20 protein-coding genes are annotated in these 20,957 nt (G+C 30.0%); 3 read left to right on the plus strand and 17 right to left on the minus strand.

Annotation, left to right across the window (positions count from 1 at the left end):
* Positions 1–45: 45 nt before the first annotated feature.
* The 6 genes from acpP to AEBR_RS02245 form a co-directional block, all read right to left on the minus strand.
* Entirely contained in the window at positions 46–276 is a 231-nt protein-coding gene (acpP, locus tag AEBR_RS02220) for an acyl carrier protein (RefSeq protein WP_128979848.1), read from the minus strand.
* Between the two features lie 61 nt (positions 277–337).
* Positions 338–1,081: a 3-oxoacyl-ACP reductase FabG gene (gene fabG / locus AEBR_RS02225; RefSeq protein ID WP_128979850.1), complete on the minus strand. Its 744-nt coding sequence runs from the start codon at positions 1,079–1,081 to the stop codon at positions 338–340.
* Between the two features lie 54 nt (positions 1,082–1,135).
* Positions 1,136–1,885 carry a 7-carboxy-7-deazaguanine synthase QueE gene (locus AEBR_RS02230; protein ID WP_129086874.1) on the minus strand — a complete coding sequence of 250 codons (750 nt, stop codon included), beginning with the start codon at positions 1,883–1,885 and terminating at the stop codon, positions 1,136–1,138.
* A complete protein-coding gene (locus AEBR_RS02235) occupies positions 1,878–2,411 on the minus strand; it encodes a 6-carboxytetrahydropterin synthase (protein WP_129086875.1) in 534 nt (177 codons plus the stop codon). Before AEBR_RS02235 ends, AEBR_RS02230 begins: the two co-directional genes overlap by 8 nt.
* Before the next feature lie 2 nt (positions 2,412–2,413).
* A complete protein-coding gene (gene queC / locus AEBR_RS02240; protein WP_129086876.1) occupies positions 2,414–3,088 on the minus strand; it encodes a 7-cyano-7-deazaguanine synthase QueC in 675 nt (224 codons plus the stop codon).
* A complete protein-coding gene (locus tag AEBR_RS02245; protein WP_129086877.1) occupies positions 3,081–4,304 on the minus strand; it encodes a molybdopterin molybdotransferase MoeA in 1,224 nt (407 codons plus the stop codon). Before AEBR_RS02245 ends, queC begins: the two co-directional genes overlap by 8 nt.
* A 60-nt stretch (positions 4,305–4,364) precedes the next feature.
* Between AEBR_RS02245 and AEBR_RS02250 the strand changes: the two genes are divergently transcribed.
* Positions 4,365–4,769 (plus strand): hypothetical protein, encoded by a 405-nt coding sequence (locus AEBR_RS02250; protein WP_129086878.1) that lies wholly within the window; start codon positions 4,365–4,367, stop codon positions 4,767–4,769.
* Positions 4,769–5,440 carry a 16S rRNA (uracil(1498)-N(3))-methyltransferase gene (locus AEBR_RS02255; RefSeq protein ID WP_129086879.1) on the plus strand — a complete coding sequence of 224 codons (672 nt, stop codon included), beginning with the start codon at positions 4,769–4,771 and terminating at the stop codon, positions 5,438–5,440. Before AEBR_RS02250 ends, AEBR_RS02255 begins: the two co-directional genes overlap by 1 nt.
* Before the next feature lie 29 nt (positions 5,441–5,469).
* On the opposite strand, the gene AEBR_RS02260 is transcribed toward AEBR_RS02255, so the two are convergent.
* From AEBR_RS02260 to AEBR_RS02290, 7 genes are all read right to left on the minus strand, one after another.
* The gene (locus tag AEBR_RS02260) at positions 5,470–5,865 is read right to left on the minus strand and encodes a hypothetical protein (protein WP_129086880.1); all 396 of its coding nucleotides are present in this window, start codon (positions 5,863–5,865) and stop codon (positions 5,470–5,472) included.
* A 38-nt stretch (positions 5,866–5,903) separates the two neighbouring features.
* A complete protein-coding gene (locus tag AEBR_RS02265; protein WP_128979866.1) occupies positions 5,904–6,788 on the minus strand; it encodes a c-type cytochrome in 885 nt (294 codons plus the stop codon).
* Entirely contained in the window at positions 6,788–8,035 is a 1,248-nt protein-coding gene (locus AEBR_RS02270; RefSeq protein WP_129086881.1) for a cytochrome b, read from the minus strand. The genes AEBR_RS02265 and AEBR_RS02270 overlap by 1 nt, the downstream gene beginning before the upstream one ends.
* A gap of 10 nt (positions 8,036–8,045) precedes the next feature.
* Complete coding sequence (locus AEBR_RS02275; RefSeq protein ID WP_128979870.1) at positions 8,046–8,549, minus strand: Rieske 2Fe-2S domain-containing protein; 504 nt, start codon at positions 8,547–8,549, stop codon at positions 8,046–8,048.
* Between the two features lie 148 nt (positions 8,550–8,697).
* Positions 8,698–10,176 (minus strand): threonine synthase, encoded by a 1,479-nt coding sequence (thrC, locus tag AEBR_RS02280; protein WP_129086882.1) that lies wholly within the window; start codon positions 10,174–10,176, stop codon positions 8,698–8,700.
* 87 nt (positions 10,177–10,263) lie between these two features.
* Positions 10,264–11,163 (minus strand): acetylglutamate kinase, encoded by a 900-nt coding sequence (argB, locus tag AEBR_RS02285; protein WP_129086883.1) that lies wholly within the window; start codon positions 11,161–11,163, stop codon positions 10,264–10,266.
* Between the two features lie 46 nt (positions 11,164–11,209).
* Positions 11,210–13,054 carry a GGDEF domain-containing protein gene (locus tag AEBR_RS02290; RefSeq protein WP_129086884.1) on the minus strand — a complete coding sequence of 615 codons (1,845 nt, stop codon included), beginning with the start codon at positions 13,052–13,054 and terminating at the stop codon, positions 11,210–11,212.
* Between the two features lie 111 nt (positions 13,055–13,165).
* Between AEBR_RS02290 and AEBR_RS02295 the strand changes: the two genes are divergently transcribed.
* Entirely contained in the window at positions 13,166–15,901 is a 2,736-nt protein-coding gene (locus tag AEBR_RS02295; protein WP_129086885.1) for a RecB-like helicase, read from the plus strand.
* On the opposite strand, the gene AEBR_RS02300 is transcribed toward AEBR_RS02295, so the two are convergent.
* From AEBR_RS02300 to metE, 4 genes are all read right to left on the minus strand, one after another.
* Complete coding sequence (locus tag AEBR_RS02300) at positions 15,894–16,463, minus strand: thiamine phosphate synthase (protein WP_228712161.1); 570 nt, start codon at positions 16,461–16,463, stop codon at positions 15,894–15,896. The two genes, AEBR_RS02295 and AEBR_RS02300, sit on opposite strands and share 8 nt — an antisense overlap.
* 112 nt (positions 16,464–16,575) lie before the next feature.
* Positions 16,576–17,262, minus strand: coding sequence for a F0F1 ATP synthase subunit A (locus AEBR_RS02305; protein WP_128979880.1), 687 nt, complete (start codon positions 17,260–17,262; stop codon positions 16,576–16,578).
* Positions 17,263–17,353: 91 nt separating this feature from the next.
* Positions 17,354–18,559 carry a threonine ammonia-lyase gene (gene ilvA, locus AEBR_RS02310; protein WP_129087020.1) on the minus strand — a complete coding sequence of 402 codons (1,206 nt, stop codon included), beginning with the start codon at positions 18,557–18,559 and terminating at the stop codon, positions 17,354–17,356.
* A 95-nt stretch (positions 18,560–18,654) separates the two neighbouring features.
* Complete coding sequence (gene metE / locus AEBR_RS02315; RefSeq protein ID WP_129086886.1) at positions 18,655–20,934, minus strand: 5-methyltetrahydropteroyltriglutamate--homocysteine S-methyltransferase; 2,280 nt, start codon at positions 20,932–20,934, stop codon at positions 18,655–18,657.
* Positions 20,935–20,957: the final 23 nt, after the last annotated feature.

The following is a 20,957-nucleotide window of genomic DNA, read 5'->3' on the forward strand; positions in this document are numbered from 1 at the left end:
GCCAGTAAGAAGTACTGGCTTAAACGTATTTATAAAGCGTTTAAATTACGCGTTATCTTCGATGTATTTAATAGCATCAGCTACAGTTAAAATCTTTTCTGCATCTTCATCAGGGATTTCGATATCGAATTTTTCTTCTAACGCCATAACTAATTCAACAACGTCTAAAGAGTCAGCACCTAAGTCCTCGATGAATTTAGATTCTTCTTTAACTTCAGCCGGATCACAATCAAGTTGCTCAACTACTACTTCTTTCACATCATCTAATAATGCCATATTTTTTTCCTTTTATAAAATTATCGCCAAATTATACCACAAAAAAATTTAATAAATCTTTTTATACGTATAATCCACCATTTACTTTCAAAATTTCACCTGTAATATATGAAGAGTGATCACTTAAAAGAAACGCCACAGCTTCGGCAATCTCTTTTGGTTGACCAAATCTACTTAGAGGAATATTTTTTTCATATTCTGCTTTAACTTCATCTTTTAACTCATTTGTCATATCTGTTTGAATAAACCCTGGAGTTACTGCGTTGTATCTAAGATTTCTTGCAGCTGCCTCTTTTGCAAATGATTTTGTCATTGCATTTAAACCACCTTTAGAAGCTGAATAGTTAGTTTGTCCTGGATTTCCCATCTCTCCAACAATTGAAGAGATATTAACAATAGAACCAAATCTTTTTTTACCCATAACTTTTAAAGCAGCTTTACATCCAATAAACGCAGAAGTTAAGTTTGCATTAATTACATCTGTGAAATCTTCAACTGACATTCTTAGAGCTAATTTATCCCTTGTAATACCTGCATTGTTTACAAGATATGATAGCTCTCCATCTGCATCTACAATTGTTTTAATTGCATCATTGAACTCATCTTCATTTGTAACATCAGCTTTTATAATTGCAGCTTTTCCGCCATTTGATTCAATCTCTTCTTTAATTGCCTCAGCAGCCTCTGCTCCACTTCTGTAGTTAATCCATACTTTTAGACCAAAACCACCTAAAGTTTTTGCAATCTCAGCTCCAATTCCTCTGCTTGCACCTGTTACTAATACATTTGTTCCACTAAATTTCATTTAAATCCTTTTGTAAATTGTACAAATTAAAGGCTACATTATAGCCACAATTAGCTAAACACCTCTTTTATTGTCCCAAACCCTTATATGAAGGCGGTCACAATATTTAAAACCTTTTTTAATTGCCATATTAATTACAGCCTCACTATTTTGATTTATCTCTTCTGCTGTATCACCCATTGGCATTAAATAGACTTCAACTTCTGGAATCTCTTTTAAGATCTCTTCTATCTCTTTTGCTGCTTGTGCAATAAATTTTTTATCAACAACAAACTTAAGATAAGACTCTTTTGTACCATTTATAATTGTTGTTAAAGTGGCAATATTAACTCTTTTTTTAAGAGGTTCCAAAGAGTTTGAGAGTTTTACACTCATAGAGAATAGAATCTTCTTTTGATACTCTTGTTGTAAATCTATATTTAAAGAGGCATTTGTCTCAATGGTAACTTTATAAGCATTTGTTACATAATATTTTAAAAGTTCTTGAAACTCTTCATTAAACCAATATAAAAGAGGTTCTCCTCCAGTAATTACAATATCCACATTATAATCTGGTTTTAGTTCATTGACTTTTTCTATAATCTCTTTTGAACTTAATTGTTGCCATTGATCTTTGAAAGCTGGGTCAACGGCGTAATAAGTATCACAAGAACACTTTTTAACTCCACTTGGGGTTTCGTATTCAACATTAAACCCTTCGCATTTCATATTACATTTTCCAACTCTAATAAAGATAGAAGGAGTTCCTATTAGTTTTCCCTCTCCTTGTATTGTTGGTCCAAAAATCTCATTTATTTCAAGCATAAACGTGGCTTTTGCTTTTTGGTGTCTCTTCAAACTCTACACTAGAAACTTTTATTCCTAACTTACTCATTTTCTCTGCGGCAATTTTTAAAAACCAAGCTGAAAGATTTTCGCTTGTTGGAACAAAATCAACTAATACATAACCCTCATACATCTCTTTTATATGTTGTGGTTCATCTTTGATTTTAGTTAGATCTACTAACATATATCCTTGTGGAAACTTGAGCAACTCTTCTTTATTGTAGTGAGGTAATAGGGTTTGAAATAGTGGATCATTTATATCAATAATAAATTTATGATCTAAAACATCATCTAAAAAGTGTTTAAACCAATTTAAGTGTTTAAAATCTGTAACCATGCCATTGTTTAGTTTGTTTGACTCTAAATATATTATAACTTTACCTTGATGTCCATGAAGGTGTCTACACTTTAAGCATGAATCCATAGAAAATTCAGCATTAAGTTCCTGCGACCAAACTCTATGACCATAACAAAAATCAAAAGATTTAGATATTTTCCACGTCAAAACTAATCCTTATATGGAATTGGATCTATTGCATTTGCCTCTTTAAACCCATTTAATCTTAATCTACAAGAGTCACAAACTCCACAAGCTTCCTCCTCCTCTTTATAACAAGACCAAGTGTGTTCTAATGGTACATTTAACTCTAAAGCTCTTTTTACAATATCTCTTTTCATAAGTTTTACTAAAGGGGTTTCTATTTTTATTTTTGTTGACTCTTTTGTTCCTTGGTTAATTGCAGAGGTCATTTTTTCTATAAATGAATCAGTACAGTCTGGGTATCCAGAACTATCCTCTTCCACAACTCCAATAAAAATAGCTTCTGCCTCTTCTTTTTCTGCAATAGCTGTTGCAATAGATAGAAAAATTCCATTTCTAAATGGAACATAAGTAATTGGAACACCAGGTTTTACACCTTGTGTTGGAACTTCAATTGTTTTATCTGTAAGAGCACTTGCGCCTATTTGGGTAAAAAAAGGTATATCTATCTCATACTTCTCTTTTATATCTAAATCTTCACATATGTTTCTAAAAGCTTTTAGCTCTCTTTTTTCTGTTCTTTGTCCATAATTAAAGTGAACAGCAATAATGTCATAACCATCCTCTTTTTTTGCAATATAAGAAGATAGGCTTGAATCCATTCCTCCACTTAAAATACATACTGCTTTTTTTCTACTCATTTGTTAAAAAATCCTTATACTCTTTTTCGAAAAACTTCCATGAAATAGGAAGCACTTTTACTTCTGAATCTTTTTTTAGTAAAGATACGTTCTCATCTAAAACTATTAATGAATTACATTTAGAGAGAGTTGAAACCATGCCAGGATTACTTTTTTTCTCACAATAAAAGTATCTTCCATCAAAATTTCCTGGAATTATAGTGATTCTTCCCTTTTTATTTTTTAAATCTTCACCAAGTTTAGAAAAAATAAAGTTGTGATAAGTTAGATTTGAACCTAAAAGTTTTTGAATTATTAATTTTCCAAATAGTTCAAAAATAAGTGCACTTGCAAGAGGATTTCCTGGAAGATTTAAAATATAAGTATCTTTGATTTTCCCAAAAACTGTAGGTTTTCCAGGTTTGATTTTTATACCTTCAAAAATATTAATACAATCTACCTCTTTAAAAGCATCACGGGTAAAATCAGCATCTCCAACTGATACTCCTCCTGAAGTGATAATTAAATCTGCACCAAGTGAGTTTAAAATTAGCTCTTTAATTGCTTCAATAGAGTCTTTTGCTTGACCTATAAAATCAACATCACATCCTAACTCTTGACATCTACTAATAAAAGTTGGAGTATTTGAGTTATAAATTTGATAATCTTCTGCTTTTTCATAATGAAGTTTTAACTCTTCGCCACTTGCAAAAACAACTATTTTTGGTTTTTTATAAACCTTTATATGAGATAAACCTTGGCTTGAAAGTAGGGTAATCTTTGAAAAATTAATCTCCTCTTTCTCTTTTATTAATAGGTCATTACAATCTATATCTTCACCAATAAATCTAATATGTTGATTCATTTTTATGTTTTCTGGAACTTTTATTTTTCCATTTTCTAATTCAGTACAATCCTCTTTAGGGATTATTACATTACAGTTATCTGGAATCCTTGCTCCAGTCATAATCTTTATGCAGGTATTAGGTTTTAATAATTTATTATTGTTATCTCCTGCAAATATTGTATCAATTAGTTCCAACTCTTTATTTGCATCTTCAAAAAGTATTGCATATCCATCCATTGCAGAGTTATTAAATCTAGGTAAACAAATTTTTGCAAAAATATTTTCAGCACAGATTCTATTAATACAATCTTCTATAGGAATAATCTCATATTTTAAATTAGTAGTTAGATTTGAAATAGTATCTAAGGCCTCTTTGACAGTTACAGCCATATTTAATCCTTTTATGACAATTGAGGTATAATACCAAAATTTTTTAAAAGTGAGATTAACATGGAAATAATGGGCGATGCTGTAATAACACATGTATATACAATTTATCTATTTTTTGCAATTATACTTTTTAATCTTTTCTCTGTAACAACTATAGATAGTCATATTAAACTAGCAAAAAGATTGAAATTTATGACGCCAATTTATCATTTATGTAATGCCGTTGTTATCTATACAGGAGCAATTGTTGCAGCTTATTCAACTACTCTTTCAATTAAAGTAGCATTAATGATACCAACATCAATTTTTTTAATGGTTTTAGAGATTAAAAGATATAAAAAAATGCGTGTAATTAAATCTAATGAAGTGAACTTGCAACTTGAATTTAGAGAGTTTGCAAAAAAAATATACATAATAGAAATTTTTACACTTATTATAGTTTTTGCAATCAGTAAAGTATTCTAATGCAGTTTACGTTTCATTCTAATGCATCATCATCAAATTTAGAAATTGATGGAGATTTATATAAATATCTAATAAAAGCAAGAAGACATAAAGTTGGAGATATTATCCCTTTTAGAAACTTAAATGATAACTTTATATACTATTATGAACTAAGTTTTATAGATAGAAAAAAAGCAGATTTTAAACTAAAATCAAATGAAGAGAAAGTAGTTGAAAATAGTAAAAAACTTCATCTTGGTTGGTGTATGGTTGATCCAAAAACTGTAGAAAAAGTAATAGCATCTTTAAATGAGTTAGGTGTAGATAAAATCACATTCATCTATTGTGAATATTCGCAAAAGAATTTTAAAATCAATATAGAAAAACTAGAAAAAATTCTTATAAATTCATCATCTCAATGTGGAAGAAGTTCAATTATAAAATTAGAGATTTGCAATAGTTTAAAAGAGTTCCTAAAACAAAACCCAGACTCTTTTATGTTAGATTTCTCTTTAAATCATATAGACACAAAAATTGATGAGGTTAAAACTTTAGTAATTGGTTGTGAAGGCGGTTTCTCAAAAAATGAGAGAAAAGGTTTCTTAGATGAAAAAGTTGTTGGATTTAATTCAAATTTGATTTTAAGAAGTGAGACGGCTGTAGTCTCTGTTAGTTCAAAAATATTAGTTTAAAAGTAGAGAAAATTCTCTACTTTTATTCCCTACCAGCTTCTAACAATAGAGTGGCATCTTGCACATGCATTTAACATATCAGAATATGCATTTGCAGCATTAATATAAGCTTTTTCTTCAAGATTTAATTCTAAAACATTTACATCTAATTCAATTCTTTTTGCAGCATTTTCAGCAACATTTACCATATGTTTTTTATTCTCTGGTAAATATTGAGAAATTACTTTTACATCAGAGAATAGTTTATTCCCATCGTGAACTAGTTTTGCACCACTTGTAATTAAATCGATATTGTTATTCAAAAAACCTTTTTGAATCTGAGTCATACCTTCCTCCATTATAGCCATAGATTTTTGCATAACATCTTGTGCAGAAGCAACAGAAACAGTTAATACTGCAGCAGTTAGAACATTTATAAATTTCATATTTTTACCCCTAGATAGTCATTCTATTAGAGAAGTTCTTAATGAACTTCTCTCCATTTGCTTGCTTTCCATAACCACGCAAAAATTGCAAAGATTACTAAGTAGATTAGGAATTTTGGCCCTAATGCTTCTCTCTCAGCTTTCTTAGAATCACCAACCTCTTCCATATAAGCTACAACTTGTTTTTCTGCTTCATGAGTTAATCCAACTCTAGGCATTGCTGTACCTTCTAAGTGTTTTTGAGGGTCATTAACAAATTCATGTAAATATTCAGCACCTCTAGATCTAATATATTGAGATAAATCTGGTGGGATTTTACCCATATATGCTTTGATATTTTCAACTGGACTTTTTGCAGCCATAGTTCCATTCATCATATCTCCATATTTGATACCATGACATCTTTGACAAGCATTTTGGAATACTTCTTTGTTTGTCATCTCTTTTGGAGCAATAGATACTAAATATGCAACAATATCAGCAATCTCTTGAGGTTGCATCCATGAATAACCTGGCATTGGGTGAACTTTTCCATCCACAAATTTATGAGCAGTTTTAGATGCTTTTGCAGGATCTTTAACAAAAGCAGCTAAATAATCAGCATTATAAAGTTTTCCAGCAGTACTTAAATCTGGTGGAACAACTCCATATGCTGCTGCAGCGCTAGCATCATCCATAATTGGAGGAAAACCTTGTGACTCAATTGAGTGACAAGCAGTACAATTTGATTGTACTAATACTGCACCATTTTCTGCATTTCCTGTTAAAGCTTTAACATCTGCAACATCCCCTTGAACATCTGCAAATGAGTAATCAGGTGCTTCAACATGTGGATGCATTTGATGATGAGCAAAAGGTTCAACTCCCCAGTAAGTAACAAGTGTTAACACTACTACTACAGCTAATACTTTTAATTCTCTCATTACTCACCTCTCTTTTTAGCATCAATTTTAGTAACAATTGGAAGTAATACAAATAGAAGGATAAATGCAGTTGCTGCAAAGAAACCTACCCATGCATTATTACCTGTAGGAGGTAGTTTCCCCCAAATTGTTAATATAATTAAGTCAACCATTAAAATCCAGAACCAAATAAAGAAAGCTGGTCTTTTGTGTGCTGGTAAAATTTTTGTATCTCTGTCTAACCATGGTAATATTACAAAAATAATATTTGCAAATCCAAATGCTGCAAGACCAATATCAAATGCTTTTACTCCAGCAATATCGAAGAAGAAACCTCTTAATACTTCGTATGACCATAGGAAATACCATTCAGGATAGATGTGAGCTGGTGTAACCATGTTGTCTGCTGGATCAAAGTTAACTGGGTCCATTGCAAAGTTATAGTGGAAGAATACCAAATAGAAATAGAAAATTAAGAAGATACCTAAAACAGCTAAATCTTTTGAGATAAAAATAGGCCAGAAAGGAATTACTTTTGACTCTTTTTTATTTCCACTTAGATATTTTTCAGCTTCAGCATCAAAATCAAACTCTTCAGAAGTTTGGTTATTAACGTGTGGAATTCTTAATGTATAGAAGTGGAATGCAATTAAAGCCATAATTACAAGTGGTAATAAGAACACGTGTAACATGAAAAATCTTGTTAATGTAGCATCAGCAACGTTAAAGTCACCTCTAATCCATACAACAAGTGCATCTCCAATAACTGGAACACCACCAAATAGGTTTGTAATAACCATTGCAGCCCAGTATGACATTTGTCCCCAAGGTAACATATATCCTGAGAAACCTTCTGCTGAGAAAGTAACAAATAATAACATACCTGAAATCCAAATCATCTCTCTTCCTTGTTTATAAGAACCATAATAGATACCTGTAAACATGTGAATATAGATAATTAAGAAAACAACAGATGCTGCAACCCCGTGCATATGTCTAAATAACCAACCATAAGCAACCTCTTGCATAATTGTATAGTTAACAGAGTCAAATGCTAAGTTTACATCTGGTTTGTAGTACATAAGTAAGAAAATACCAGAAATAAGTAGAATACCAAAAGTTGTTGCTAAAAGAACACCCATTGCCCATAAGAAGTTAATATCTTTTGGAATCCAGTATTCAGTCATCATCACTTTGTTAAAAGTAGTTGTGTTTAATCTTTGATCTAACCACTCACCAACTGAGTTAGCTTTTGTAATTTTTGCCATCAACTACTCCTTACGCATTTTTCATCGCAGCAGCGATTTTTTTGTATTCAGGACCCTCTTCACCAAGTACGATTTGTGTCCCTTTTACACTGAATGGAGGTAAATCAAGTGGTCTTGGAGGAGGTCCAAAAACTTGCTCCGCACTAGGGTTAAATTCCCCACCGTGACATGCACATTTCCACTTTGTTTTTTTCCATGCAGGAATACAACCTAAGTGTGTACAAAGTCCAATAGCAACAGTGAATCTGTCTTCACCAATTACTAAATCTCTTTTGTTGTTTTCCATTTCGGCAGTTTTCTTAAGAACAAAAATTGGTTTACCTCTCCACGTAAAAGTTTCTGGTTCCCCCGCTTTTATTCCACTAAGCTCTATAGTTGTAAATCCACCAGCTAATACACTTGGCAGTGGATCCCATGCTTGCTTCATCCCCACAAGCGAAGCTGCACCACCGACAGCCGCCACAGCTGCAAATGTATAACCTAGAAAATCTCGTCTATTTGTTTCGTTAGACATTTAGCTTCCTTATTTTAAATTTAAATCTGTCTATTATATTAATAATTTTCTTAAAAAGTTATGACATATGTCAAAAAGTGCGCTTTTATGAGCAAATATGTGGATAATCTACACAGTAGAATTATAAGCTAGGCTTATCAAAGAGTGATTACTCTCTGATAAATCTTACTATCTCTTCTTCAATTTTCTCTTTTTCTATTACTGATTTATGTTTAATTTCAGAAGAAAATAGCTCTTTTATTGAACTAGGAAGTTTAGTATTGTACTCTTTTGATATGGTTTCAAGAGCCTCTTTGTCTGGGAATGGTGTAGAATTTTCATGTAGTGCTTGAAGAACAGTTGGTGAAAATTTTGTCCACTCAGCTGTAGAATAAATAACCACTTTTAGATCTTTTTCTTTTAATTCCTGATAAGCTTTTATACAAGTTGCTGTATGTGGATCCATCAAATAGTTTGAATTTAAAAATTCTTTTATGATTTTTGCTCCAAATTTATCATCAGAATTTATTGCAGAAAAATATTTTTGAAGCTCTTTTGTCTCTTTTTCATTCATTTTAAATATCTTATCTCTATTTAAATCTTCCATTAATTCTTTTGTTCTTTCTGCTTTACATATAGAGTATATTACTCTTTCTATATTAGAAGATTTTAAAATATCCATTGCAGGTGATTTTGTAAGAATAAGTTTTTTATCTCTTATATCATAGATACCTGTGTTAATCCATTCAGTTAATATTTTATTCTCATTTGAAGCAACAAGTAGTTTTTCAACTGGTACTCCCATTTGAAGAGCATAGAATCCTCCAAGAACATTTCCAAAGTTTCCACTAGGAACTACTAAATATATTTTTTCACCATATTTAATCTCTTCTTGTTTAAGAAGTTGGATATATGACCAAAAGTGGTAAATGATTTGGAAAATAATTCTTCCAAAGTTAACAGAGTTTGCAGCACTAAGTTTAATATTATCTTTTTCTAACTCTTTTTTAAAAGAGTCAGATGCAAGAAGATTTTTCAATGCAGTTTGTGCATCATCAAAATTCCCTTTTATCCCTATTACTTTTAGATTTTTTCCATCTTCACAAACCATTTGAAGTCTTTGAACATCTGAAGTTCCCCCATCTGGATAGAGACAAGCTACTTGGATATTCTCTTTATTTTTAAAAGTATTAAGCGCAGCTGGTCCTGTATCTCCTGATGTTGCAGCAAGAATTAGATATTTCTCTTCTCTTTTTTTTGCAATTGAGCTTAAAATAGAACCAAATGGTTGTAAAGCCATATCTTTAAAAGCCCTTGTAGGACCATGGTACTGTTCATGTACAAAAAGATCATCTTTAACTTTTACAACTGGACATGGATTATTTGGGTTGTCAAATTTATCATAAAGATCAAGAGCTTTTCTTATCTCTTCTTCTTCAATATCAATCTCAAAAGCTTTTAAAATATCATATGCAAGTTCTTTGTAACTTGAATTAATATGATTTAAAATAAAATTCTTTTCTAGTTTTGGTAACTCTTTTGGCACATATAATCCACCAAAAGATGCACTTGGACTTAAGATAGCTTCACTAAAGGTAACTTCTTTAGATTTTACTCCGTCATTTCCTCTTGTTTCAATAAAGTTCATTATTTTCCTTATTCTTATTTTAATTTCTTTTAACGCTAAAATAAATTTAGCTAAAGAAACAAACTCTAAAGAGAGTAACGAGTTACTCTACTCACTTAATAGTTTTTCCATATCTATTCCATTGTTTGGATTGTCTTTCCTAAGAAATTGTGTTCCAACACCATCACTTGTAAATAGCTCTAATAAAATTGAGTGTTCAACTCTTCCATCAATAATATGGGCTTTATTTACTCCATTGTAAATCGCATCAATGCATGAATCAACTTTTGGGATCATACCTCCTGCAATAGTTCCATCATCTTTATATCTTTGTACATCATCTTTATCTAATGAATTTAGAAGTTTCCCCTCTTTATCCAATACTCCAACGGTATCTGTTAAAAAAAGCACTTTTTGAGCATTTATTGCTTGAGCTATTTTTGATGCAGCAACATCAGCGTTAATGTTATATCCAGGATGATTTGGTGATGCACTATCTGCAATTGGAGCTATTACAGGGATAAATCCCTCTTTAATTAGATTATTAATCATATTTCCATTTACTTCTGTTATAACTCCAGTGTAACCAAATTTACCATTATCTTTTGGTTGAGCTTTTATAATAGCTGAGTCTTTCCCTGAAATACCGATAGCTTTTGCTCCATGGAAATTTAAAAGAGAAGTTATATTTTTATTGATTTCACCTGATAATACCATCTCAACTACTCTCATAGTATCTTCAGAGGTAACCCTATGTCCATCAATAAATTCAGAGTGGATTTCAAGTTTATTTAATAATTCAGAGATTCTTGCTCCTCCCCCATGAACAATAACTGGTTTAATACCAACTAATGAGAGAAGGACAATATCTTCAGCAAATTTATCTTTTAGTTCTGGGCTTGTTTGTGCTGAGCCACCATATTTAATAACAATAGTTTTCCCATAAAATTTTTTGATATGAGGAATAGCATCTAATAGCGTTTGTACTTTGTGTTGTTTTTTCTCCATAGTAAATCCTACTACTATATTTTAAGATGGCGATTATAGCCAATTTTTACTTAGATTTGTGTTGTAGGTTTTTTAACTCTGGTACAAATTTAACTACACAATTTCTTCCACTATTTTTTGCTTTATAGAGGGCTAAGTCAGCATATTTAATTGCTTCTTTTAAATCTTTACTATCATTTGGATAGATAGATGTTCCAATACTTAGAGTTTTTCTAATTGTAGTTGTTCCACCTGTTTGAATATCTCTTCTTGAAAATGCAAGTTTGATTTTTTCAGCCACACTAAGTACAAATTTGTCATCACAATTATATAAAAGGATTAAAAACTCTTCTCCCCCATATCTAATTGCTACATCAGATTTTCTAGTATTTTCAGTTAATATTTCTGTTACAACTTTAATAGCGTTATCCCCAATATCATGTCCATAGGTATCATTTATAATTTTAAAGAAATCAATATCAATCATTAAAATACCATAAGTAATACCAGATCTATTCACTTGAGCAGAGATTTTTTTGATATTATCTTCTAAAAATTTTCTATTATAAAGATTAGTTAGAACATCAGTTTGGGCGTTCTTTTCTAAAATCTTCATTAGCTTTTTACTGATAATTACAGTTTTAGCAACATCTACATAATCTTTTATATAGTCATACTCTTTTTGAAATCTCTCTACTTCTATCTCATCTTTTGCATAAATAGAGATTATTAAGTCAAACTCATTTGAGATAGAGTAAGGAATACAAAAATAGTTTTTACCCTCATGTGCTCCGCAAGATGGGCAAACATTTTTAAATTGAGTAGAGTCAATCATTGAATTTGTTCTATCTGCCCTACATCCATCTTTGAAAATATTACAAAAAATCTCTTTCTCTTTATAAACAAGTGCTATTTCACCATTTTGGGTATTTGCCTCAAAAAAGTTGAAGTTTTCTACTCCAATTTTCTCTTTTATTACCTGAGCTAGTCTTGAATAAACCTCTTCTAATGTTTCATCATATTCAATTGTTTTTCTAAATTTATATACATCAGATAGTCTTTCAACTGTATTTTTTACATTTATTAGGTGATCTTTTTCTTTATTTTTCTGATTTGCAGATAAGAAAATAGAGATTTTTGAATCTATTGAATCAAGTGTGCTCTCTAGTTTTTCAAGTAAACCATTTATCCATAATGATACATCTTCAGCCTCTTTATTATTTATACCAACAATTCGATAAGAGTAATCTCCTTTTTGAGCTTTATTCATAACTTTTTTAATTGAATCAAAAAGACTTAAAAAAGGTGAGATAATAAAGTTTAGGATAAATATAATTGCTATTGTTAAAATTAGAGCAATCACAATAGTATTTGTAATTGTTTTAATACCAATCTCTTTTGAACCATCAATAGACATTTGAATAGTAATAGCTCCCAATGTATCCCCTTCGGAAGCATTTGTATGGCAGTTAATACAGTTGATTTTCCCTTTTGATGTAGCTTTATATGGAATTGTAATTCTATAAAAACTTTGTGAAAAAATATTTTCATCTATAACTTTTTTGATCTCTCCTGTTTTTAATACCTCTTCATCAACATTATCTTTTATAACTTCAGTACTTAAACCTTTACCATATAGTTCAACAACTTTTTGACTTCTGCTTAGCCAAATATTATCAATATTTGGAATATTTTTTAGTTGACTTAAAAAGAGTTCTCTCTCTTGTATAACTCCTGTAACCATTTGAGAGGTTAATGAGTGTTCAACTGTTTTAGCAATAGCATGAGCTTTGTCATCAATTGATTTTATACCATATTCTCTAAAGTTATAGATCATATCAGCAGTTATCAATAGGAACATAAAGACAATAATAGAGATTACTAATAAAATTATTTTATTTTTGGTTTTCATATAGTTCCGTTTATTATAATAGGATTTATTATAACAACAAATTATTAAATTAAAGTTTTTATTAAGTTTTTTAATAGCAGATAATTAATAAATATTGAGTATTATTTCAATATGAAACAATTTTTAGCATTGAAAGCAAGTGCAGGGAGTGGAAAGACTTTTGCACTTACTGTAAGATACATAACTCTGTTACTTTTAAGAGCCAAACCAAAAGAGATATTAACTCTTACTTTTACCAATAAAGCTGCAAATGAGATGAGTGAGAGGATATATCATACTCTTTTGCATTTAGGTGAAGATGAAGCATATCTAAATGAGATTGCAAAAGAATCTGGAATCTCAATTGAGACAATTCTTTTAAAAAAAGATGCTCTTATAAAAGATTATACAAATGCAACTCTATCAATTTTTACTATTGATAAATTTGTTAATATGATATTAAGAGAGTTTTGTGGATATGCTGGAGTTAGTGATGACTTTGAAATAAAAGAGGATGATATAGAGTCTTTAAGTGCAAAATTTTTAGAGTCACTAGACCTACAGAGTTTTGATAAACTTATTGATTTCCAAATTTATGAGAAGAAAAAGTATAGCTCTTTATTTGATATTTTCCAAAACTTGATAGAAAAAAATGAAGATATAGAGACTGTAGATGTTGATGCAACTTTAATTACTCTTCAAAAAAAAGCTGTATTAGATAAAGCCTATAAGATAAAAGAGTTTATATTAAACTCTCCTGTTGCTTCAAATAGTGCAAAAAATGCAGTTGATTTTGACTCCTTTGAAAACCTATTAAAAAGAGGAAATACTTGGCTTGGCAAAGAGTTTGCAAGTGAATTTTCATACTTTAAAAAGTGTAGCAATGAGTTACTAGAAGAGTTTTTTCAAGAGACAAAAAAAGAGCTTGCAATATATTATAAAATAAGAGCTGCTTATAGTTTAGGAAAATTATTTGAACTCTATAGACTTTTCAAAGAGTATAAAAAGAGTTTTAATATCTCAAAAAACTATCTGCATTTTAGTGATATCTCAAATCTTGTTTACGAACTACTTTCTAAAAAGATTGATAAAGAGTTTTTATATTTTAGATTGGATTCAAAATTTTCTCATATTTTAATAGATGAGTTCCAAGATACCTCTTTGCTACAATATAGAATTTTACAACCTTTGATAGAAGAGCTACTCTCTTCAAATGAGTTTAATAGTTTTTTTTATGTTGGAGATACAAAACAATCAATCTATAGATTTAGAGGTGGGAAGAGGGAGCTTTTTGATTATGTTTCTAAAACAAATCCTCAAATTGAAGTTGAAGTTTTAAATACAAACTATAGATCATCTAAAAATATTGTTGAGTTTGTAAATAACTCTTTTATAAATTTACCTTCATATGAATATTATGAGCAACACTCAATTCATCAAGATGGGTATGTTGAGGTTTTAGAAGATAATGCACTTTTAGAAGAGGAAAAGTATGTAAATATTGCAAAAAAGATTTCACAACTAATGCAAAGTGGAGTTAACAGTAATGATATTGCAATTTTAACCTATACAAATGATGATGTTTTAAATATTTATTCGTACCTAAAAAAGATGTTCCCAACACTAAAAATATCAACAGAGATGACTTCAAGATTAGTAAATCAAGAGAATATAAAAGCTTTGATAAATATGGTTAAATATCTCTACTTTAAAGAGGAAATATATAAAGAGAATGTAAATGCAATTTTGGGAAAAGAGCCTGGAAGTGAACTAAAAATTGATGTTGATATTAAACAAAAAAGTGTTCAAGAGACCCTTTACAATATTGCAAAAGTTCTTGATATTGTAGACGAAAATATAATAAGAGTTATAGAGCTTGCCTCTTCATATAAAAATATTGTTGATTTTGTATATGAAATCGATAAGTTAGAGACGCCAATAGAAAACCAAGAACAATATGGTTTACAGATATTAACCATATTTAAATCAAAAGGTTTAGAGTTTCATACTGTTTTATTAGTTGATAGAATAAAACAGAAAAATAGTGATAAAAGTTCGCTTCTATTTGAGTATGAAGGTGTTGAACTAAAAAATATCTATTATAAAATCTCTTCTTTGGAAAACTATAATGAAGAGTATAAAAAAGCTTTGGAAAAAGAGAAAAGTTTAAATTATGAAGATGAACTAAATATTCTTTATGTTGCTTTAACAAGAGCCAAAAAGAATATGGTTGTTTTCAAAAAAACAAAGAGTTCTGTTTTTGATTTATTGGATTTAAAAGTTCAAACTTTAGGAGAAATTGTAAAAAGTAGTAATCTTACAATAAACCATGAGAAGAGTGAGAAGGTTATTTATAAACCTTTAAACCTCGGTTTACAAGATAAACCAATGCAAATTGAAGATGATGAAAAAGAGTACTCTTTGTACTCTAGATATTTTGGAATAGCAACTCACTATTGTTTGGAAATGATGAATGAGTTTAATGAAGACTCTTTAAATAAAGCACTTAATTTAACAAAGAGTAGATTCTCTTCATATTTAGGAGATAGTGATTTTTTAAATATTAGAAATCGCGTTTTAGCGCTTTTAGAAAATGAAAAATTTTTATCTCTTGTTAGTGATGGTGAATATGACAAAGAACAAGCTCTAATATATAAGGGTGAACTAAAAATTATAGATCTTTTAGTAAAAAAAGATGAGAGATATTATATCTTTGACTATAAAACTACAAAAGAGGAGTCGAAAGAGCATGAAATACAAGTAAGTCATTATAAAAATGCTCTAAAAGATATAATAAATAGTTCTAATATCTCTACATATATAATATATTTAAAAGAGAAAGAGAGCTTTTTAAAAGAGGTTAATTAACAAAATATCTAATAGAGGCAAAACCATAAGCACCACTTTTTGATATCTCTTTTATTTGAGCTTCACTTACAACTCCGCCAAGGGCAATAATGTCTAAATCTTCATAGAGTCGAACTACCTCTTTTAATCTACTAACACCTTTTGGTTCACCCTTGTTTGGTGTAATAAAAATTGGAGAGTAGGTTACAGCATTTACATGAAGTTTTTGTGCATTATCAAGCTCTTTATAATCGTGACAAGAGATTATTGTATACAAATCTAAGTTTTTTGCCTCTTTTATTTTATCAAATTGATTTGAAGTTAAATGTACACCATCTGCTTCTAATTTAGAGGCTAAAACAATATTTTCATTTAATAAAATTTTATCTACATTGAAATCTTTACAAGTTTCAACAAAAATTTTTGCTAGTTCATTGCAGTTTGCAGATTCTTTATCTCTAAAGCAAGCCATGTCGACTCTTTTATTTGTAAGAACTTCTTGAAGATTTTTTTTAAAAAGCTCTTCATTGCTTGTGTAGTATGTGGGATCAGTTATTAAATAACTAATCAGGTTATCGTCCATTTTTATAAAATCCTTATATTTTTTAAGATTTTATAATATGTTTTATTAAAAATAGGGCATAAAAAAAGGGAAAAGGTTATTACCTCTTCCCTTTTTGTAACCAAAGTCAATTTTAGTGATGTTCTTCTTCCATCATGATTGATCCTGCAATATATACATATGTAAGGATACTAAAAATAAATGCTTGAAGTACACCAAATGCTGTTAACATAAAGAAACCAGCCATTGGTAACAACCAAGGTACTAACATTAAAAGTACCAAAGTAAACATATCATCCCCTTTGATTGAACCAAAAAGTCTGAATGATAATGAAATAATTCTTGATAAATGAGAGATTATTTCAATAGGAAACATTAATGGAGCAAGCACTGGCATAGGTCCCATAAAGTGTTTAAAGTAGTTTACAAAACCATTTTTCTTAATACCAAGATAGTTGTAGTAAACAAATACAATTAAAGCTAAACTTAGAGTAAAGTTAATATTAGCAGTTGGTGATTCAAAACCTGGAATAATACCTAACATATTACTAAAGAAAATAACTAATGCTAAAGAACCAATAAGTGGTAAATATCTTCTTGCATTCTCTTCTCCCATTGTATCAGCACCCATACTGATAACTCCACCAATAAACGCCTCTAAAAAGTTTTGCGAACCAGTTGGAACCAGTTGCATTTTTCTTGTTGCAGCTCTAGCTAATAATAAAACAGCTACAACTACTATAGCAAAGTGCGATAAGATAAGCCATTCTTGACCATGCCCACCAATAGCACCTAAGAATGTAAACACTCTTCCTTCCATTTTCTTCCTTTTATGATTTCTTTTTTTGACTAAAATATCAGATATTATATATTTTATTTTCTAAAATTTTTATAAATGTCACTTATAAAATTTATATTTGTTTATATCTGTAACCATTTTGTTTCAATTTTTCTCTTATATCTTTTTGGTGTTCTTCACCTTTTGTTTCAAGTGCAATAGTAACGTGAGCTTCGCCAAATTCGAGCTTTACTGAATCTCTATCATAATCTATTTGCACAATATTTGCTGAACACTCTTTAAATATTTCAGTTAAATGCATAAGTGCTCCTGGTTTATCCATAAGTGTAACAATTAGGTTCATTTTTCTATATGATTTAACTAAGCCTTTCTCAATAATTTGTGAAAGCATAGTAACATCGATATTTCCTCCACTAATTATTGCACAAATTTTTGAGTCTTCAATCTCTATTTTTTCATGCATAATTGCAGCGGTTGCAGCAGCTCCTGCTCCTTCAACCACAAGTTTATGTTTTTCTAATAAAAAAAGAATTGCATTTGCAATTTCATTGTCAGATACTTCAACAATATGGTCAACATAATCTAAAATAATGTCTAAAAGTTTGGGATTTACATCTCTTACAGCTATCCCATCTGCAATAGTTCTAACTGCTTTTGAATCAATAGGCATTTGTGCTTTATATGACTCTTTCATTCCTCTTGCACCACTTGCAACAACTCCAATAACTTTAATATCAGGGTTTATAGCTTTTGCTGCAATTGCAATACCAGAGATTAATCCTCCCCCACCAATTGGTACTATAAGTTGTTTTAAATCAGGAATTTTTTCCAAAATCTCAACGGCAATTGTTCCTTGTCCTGCTATCACTTCATCATCTGCAAAAGGGTGAATAAACTCTTTATTGTGTTCTTCACAAAATTTTAATGAAGCCTCATAGGCTTCATCAAAATTTTCCCCTGTTAAAACAACATTAGCACCATATGATTTTACACCACTTACTTTTGTTAAAGGAGTTGCTTCAGGCATAAAAATAGTTGCTTCACAGTTAAAATATTGGGCACTAAAAGCAACACCTTGGGCATGATTTCCTGCACTTGCAGCAACTACACCATTATCTCTTCTTCTTTTGTCAAGTTTGGCAATTCTATTAAAAGCACCTCTTAATTTAAAGCTTCCTGTTAGTTGTAAATTCTCTTTTTTTAAGTAGATTTCACTATTAAAAGTTTTGCTTAAAAATGGAGCTTTAGTAAGTGGAGTTTTTTGAACCACATTTTCTAAATTTCTTTTTGCTTCTTCTATATCACTAAATGTAATCATTTTTTTACTTTTCATATTTATTTCCTGAAATGTTATCTAAAAAGAGTTTTTACTTTTATAAATAAAAACTCTTTTTAGATAAGGGGCATTGCCCCTTACTCTCTTTCCTCTCTTATTTGTTTTACTGCTTTTACCATATTAATCAAACTTGGTTTTACCTCTTCGTATTTTCTTGTTTTAAGTCCACAATCTGGATTAATCCATAGTTGTTCTTTTGGTAATACTTCTAAAAGAAGATTTATTTGTTTAACAATCTCTTCTACACTTGGAACTCTTGGACTATGAATATCATAAACACCAGGTCCAACTTCTTGTTTATATCCAACCTCTTTAAATATTTTAAGAAGCTCATTTCCACTTCTTGCTGTTTCTATTGAGATAACATCTGCATCCATTGCTTCAATTGTTTTAATAATATCATTAAATTCGCTGTAGCACATGTGAGTATGGATTTGAGTCTCTTGTTTTGCAGAACTAACAGAGATTTTGAAATCTCTAACTGCCCAATCTTCATACTCTTTGATTTTGTTTGTTCTTAGAGGATAACCCTCTTTAAACGCTGCTTCATCCACTTGAATGATTTTTATACCCGCTTTTTGTAGGTCGTCAATCTCATCACTAAGTGCAACGGCGATTTGTTTAGATACTTCACTTCTTGGAAGATCATCTCTTACAAAAGACCAATTAAGAATAGTAACAGGTCCTGTTAACATACCTTTCATAATTTTTGAAGTTTTACTTTGTGCATATGTAATCCAATCAACAGTCATTGGTTTTGGTCTACTAATATCTCCAAATATAAAAGGGGGTTTTACACATCTGCTTCCATACGATTGAACCCAACCATTTTGAGAAAATCCATAACCTTTTAGTTGCTCTCCAAAGTATTCAACCATATCATTTCTTTCCGGCTCTCCATGAACTAAAACTTCAAGACCACACTCTTCTTGAAATGCGATGCAATCATCAATATAATCTTTCATAGCTTTTTCATAAAGTTCTTGTGAAATTTCACCTTTTTTGAAATCTCTTCTTGATTTTCTAACTTCTGGTGTTTGAGGAAAAGAACCAATTGTGGTTGTAGCTAAATCTTTATAAGCTAAAATCTCTCTTTGAAGTTTTATTCTCTCTTCATATTTACCATTTCTTGAAAACTTATCAAAGCTATTTACTCTCTTTTGAACATCTTTGTCGTGAATAACTGTAGAATTTTTTCTATTATGGTTTGCATTTATGTTTTCTTCATAAATTTTTATCTCATTTGAATCTAAAGATTCTAAGCCTGAGAAGAATATCTTTGAAATAATAGTTATCTCTTGAAGTTTTTCATAGGCAAAACTCAACCACTCTTTTATAGATGAATCTAATTTTTGTTCATATTTTAGTGTTAAAGGTGAATGAAGAAGTGAACAAGATGAAGAGATAAGTAGATTATCTTTTTTTATATGTTTTGTTATATTTGCCAAAATCTCTAAAGTATTTTGAATATTGTTTTTCCAAATATTTCTTCCATCAACAACACCTGCTATAAGTTTTTTACCACTGTTTGCAATCTCTTCTAAAGCTTGTGTATTCTCTTCTCCATATAAAAAATCAAGTCCTATTCCCCAAATAGGAGTTTTTGTTAAAACTTTTGTAGCTTCATTTGAGTGCTCAAAATATGTTGTAACAATAATTTTTAAATTGTCACTTATAGTTCCTAATCTATCATATACAGGTTTTATTAGACTTAATACTTTTGGTTCATTGTCTTTTACAAAGATTGGTTCATCAATTTGAACTATTACACTATCATCTAAAGTTGAAAGCTCATTTAAGAGTTTTTCATATATAGGAAGAACTTTACTTAGAAGTTCAAAAGTGTCACCTCTGTCAACTCTTTTTGAAAGACCTAAGAATGTTATTGGTCCAATTAGGTTTATTTTTGTTTTTATTCCTAACTCTTTTGCTTCTTTATACTCTTCTAATATTTTAGAAGAATTTAGCGAGTATTTATCATCAAGTGAAAGTTCAGGAACTATATAATGGTAGTTTGTATTAAACCATTTTGTCATCTCCATTGCTACAGAGTTTTGATTTCCTCTAGCCATTGCAAAATACAGCTCTTCATCTTTTAGATGTTTAAATCTTTTAGGAATAGCATTTAACATAAATGCGGTATCTAACATATTGTCATAAAGTGAAAAATCATTTGAACTGATATATGTTATACCTGCATCTTTTTGATAATTCCAGTGTCTTTTTTTTAGTTCACTTGCAACTTTTTTTACTTCATCGAATGAGCAATCTTTTGCCCAAAAACTCTCTAATACTTTTTTTAACTCTCTTTTCTCTCCAATTCTTGGAAATCCTATTACATAACTATTTTTTGACATTAATATATCCTTTGAATTTTTTC

Origin of the sequence: Halarcobacter ebronensis (assembly GCF_013201825.1) — a bacterium.
GTDB lineage: Bacteria > Campylobacterota > Campylobacteria > Campylobacterales > Arcobacteraceae > Halarcobacter > Halarcobacter ebronensis.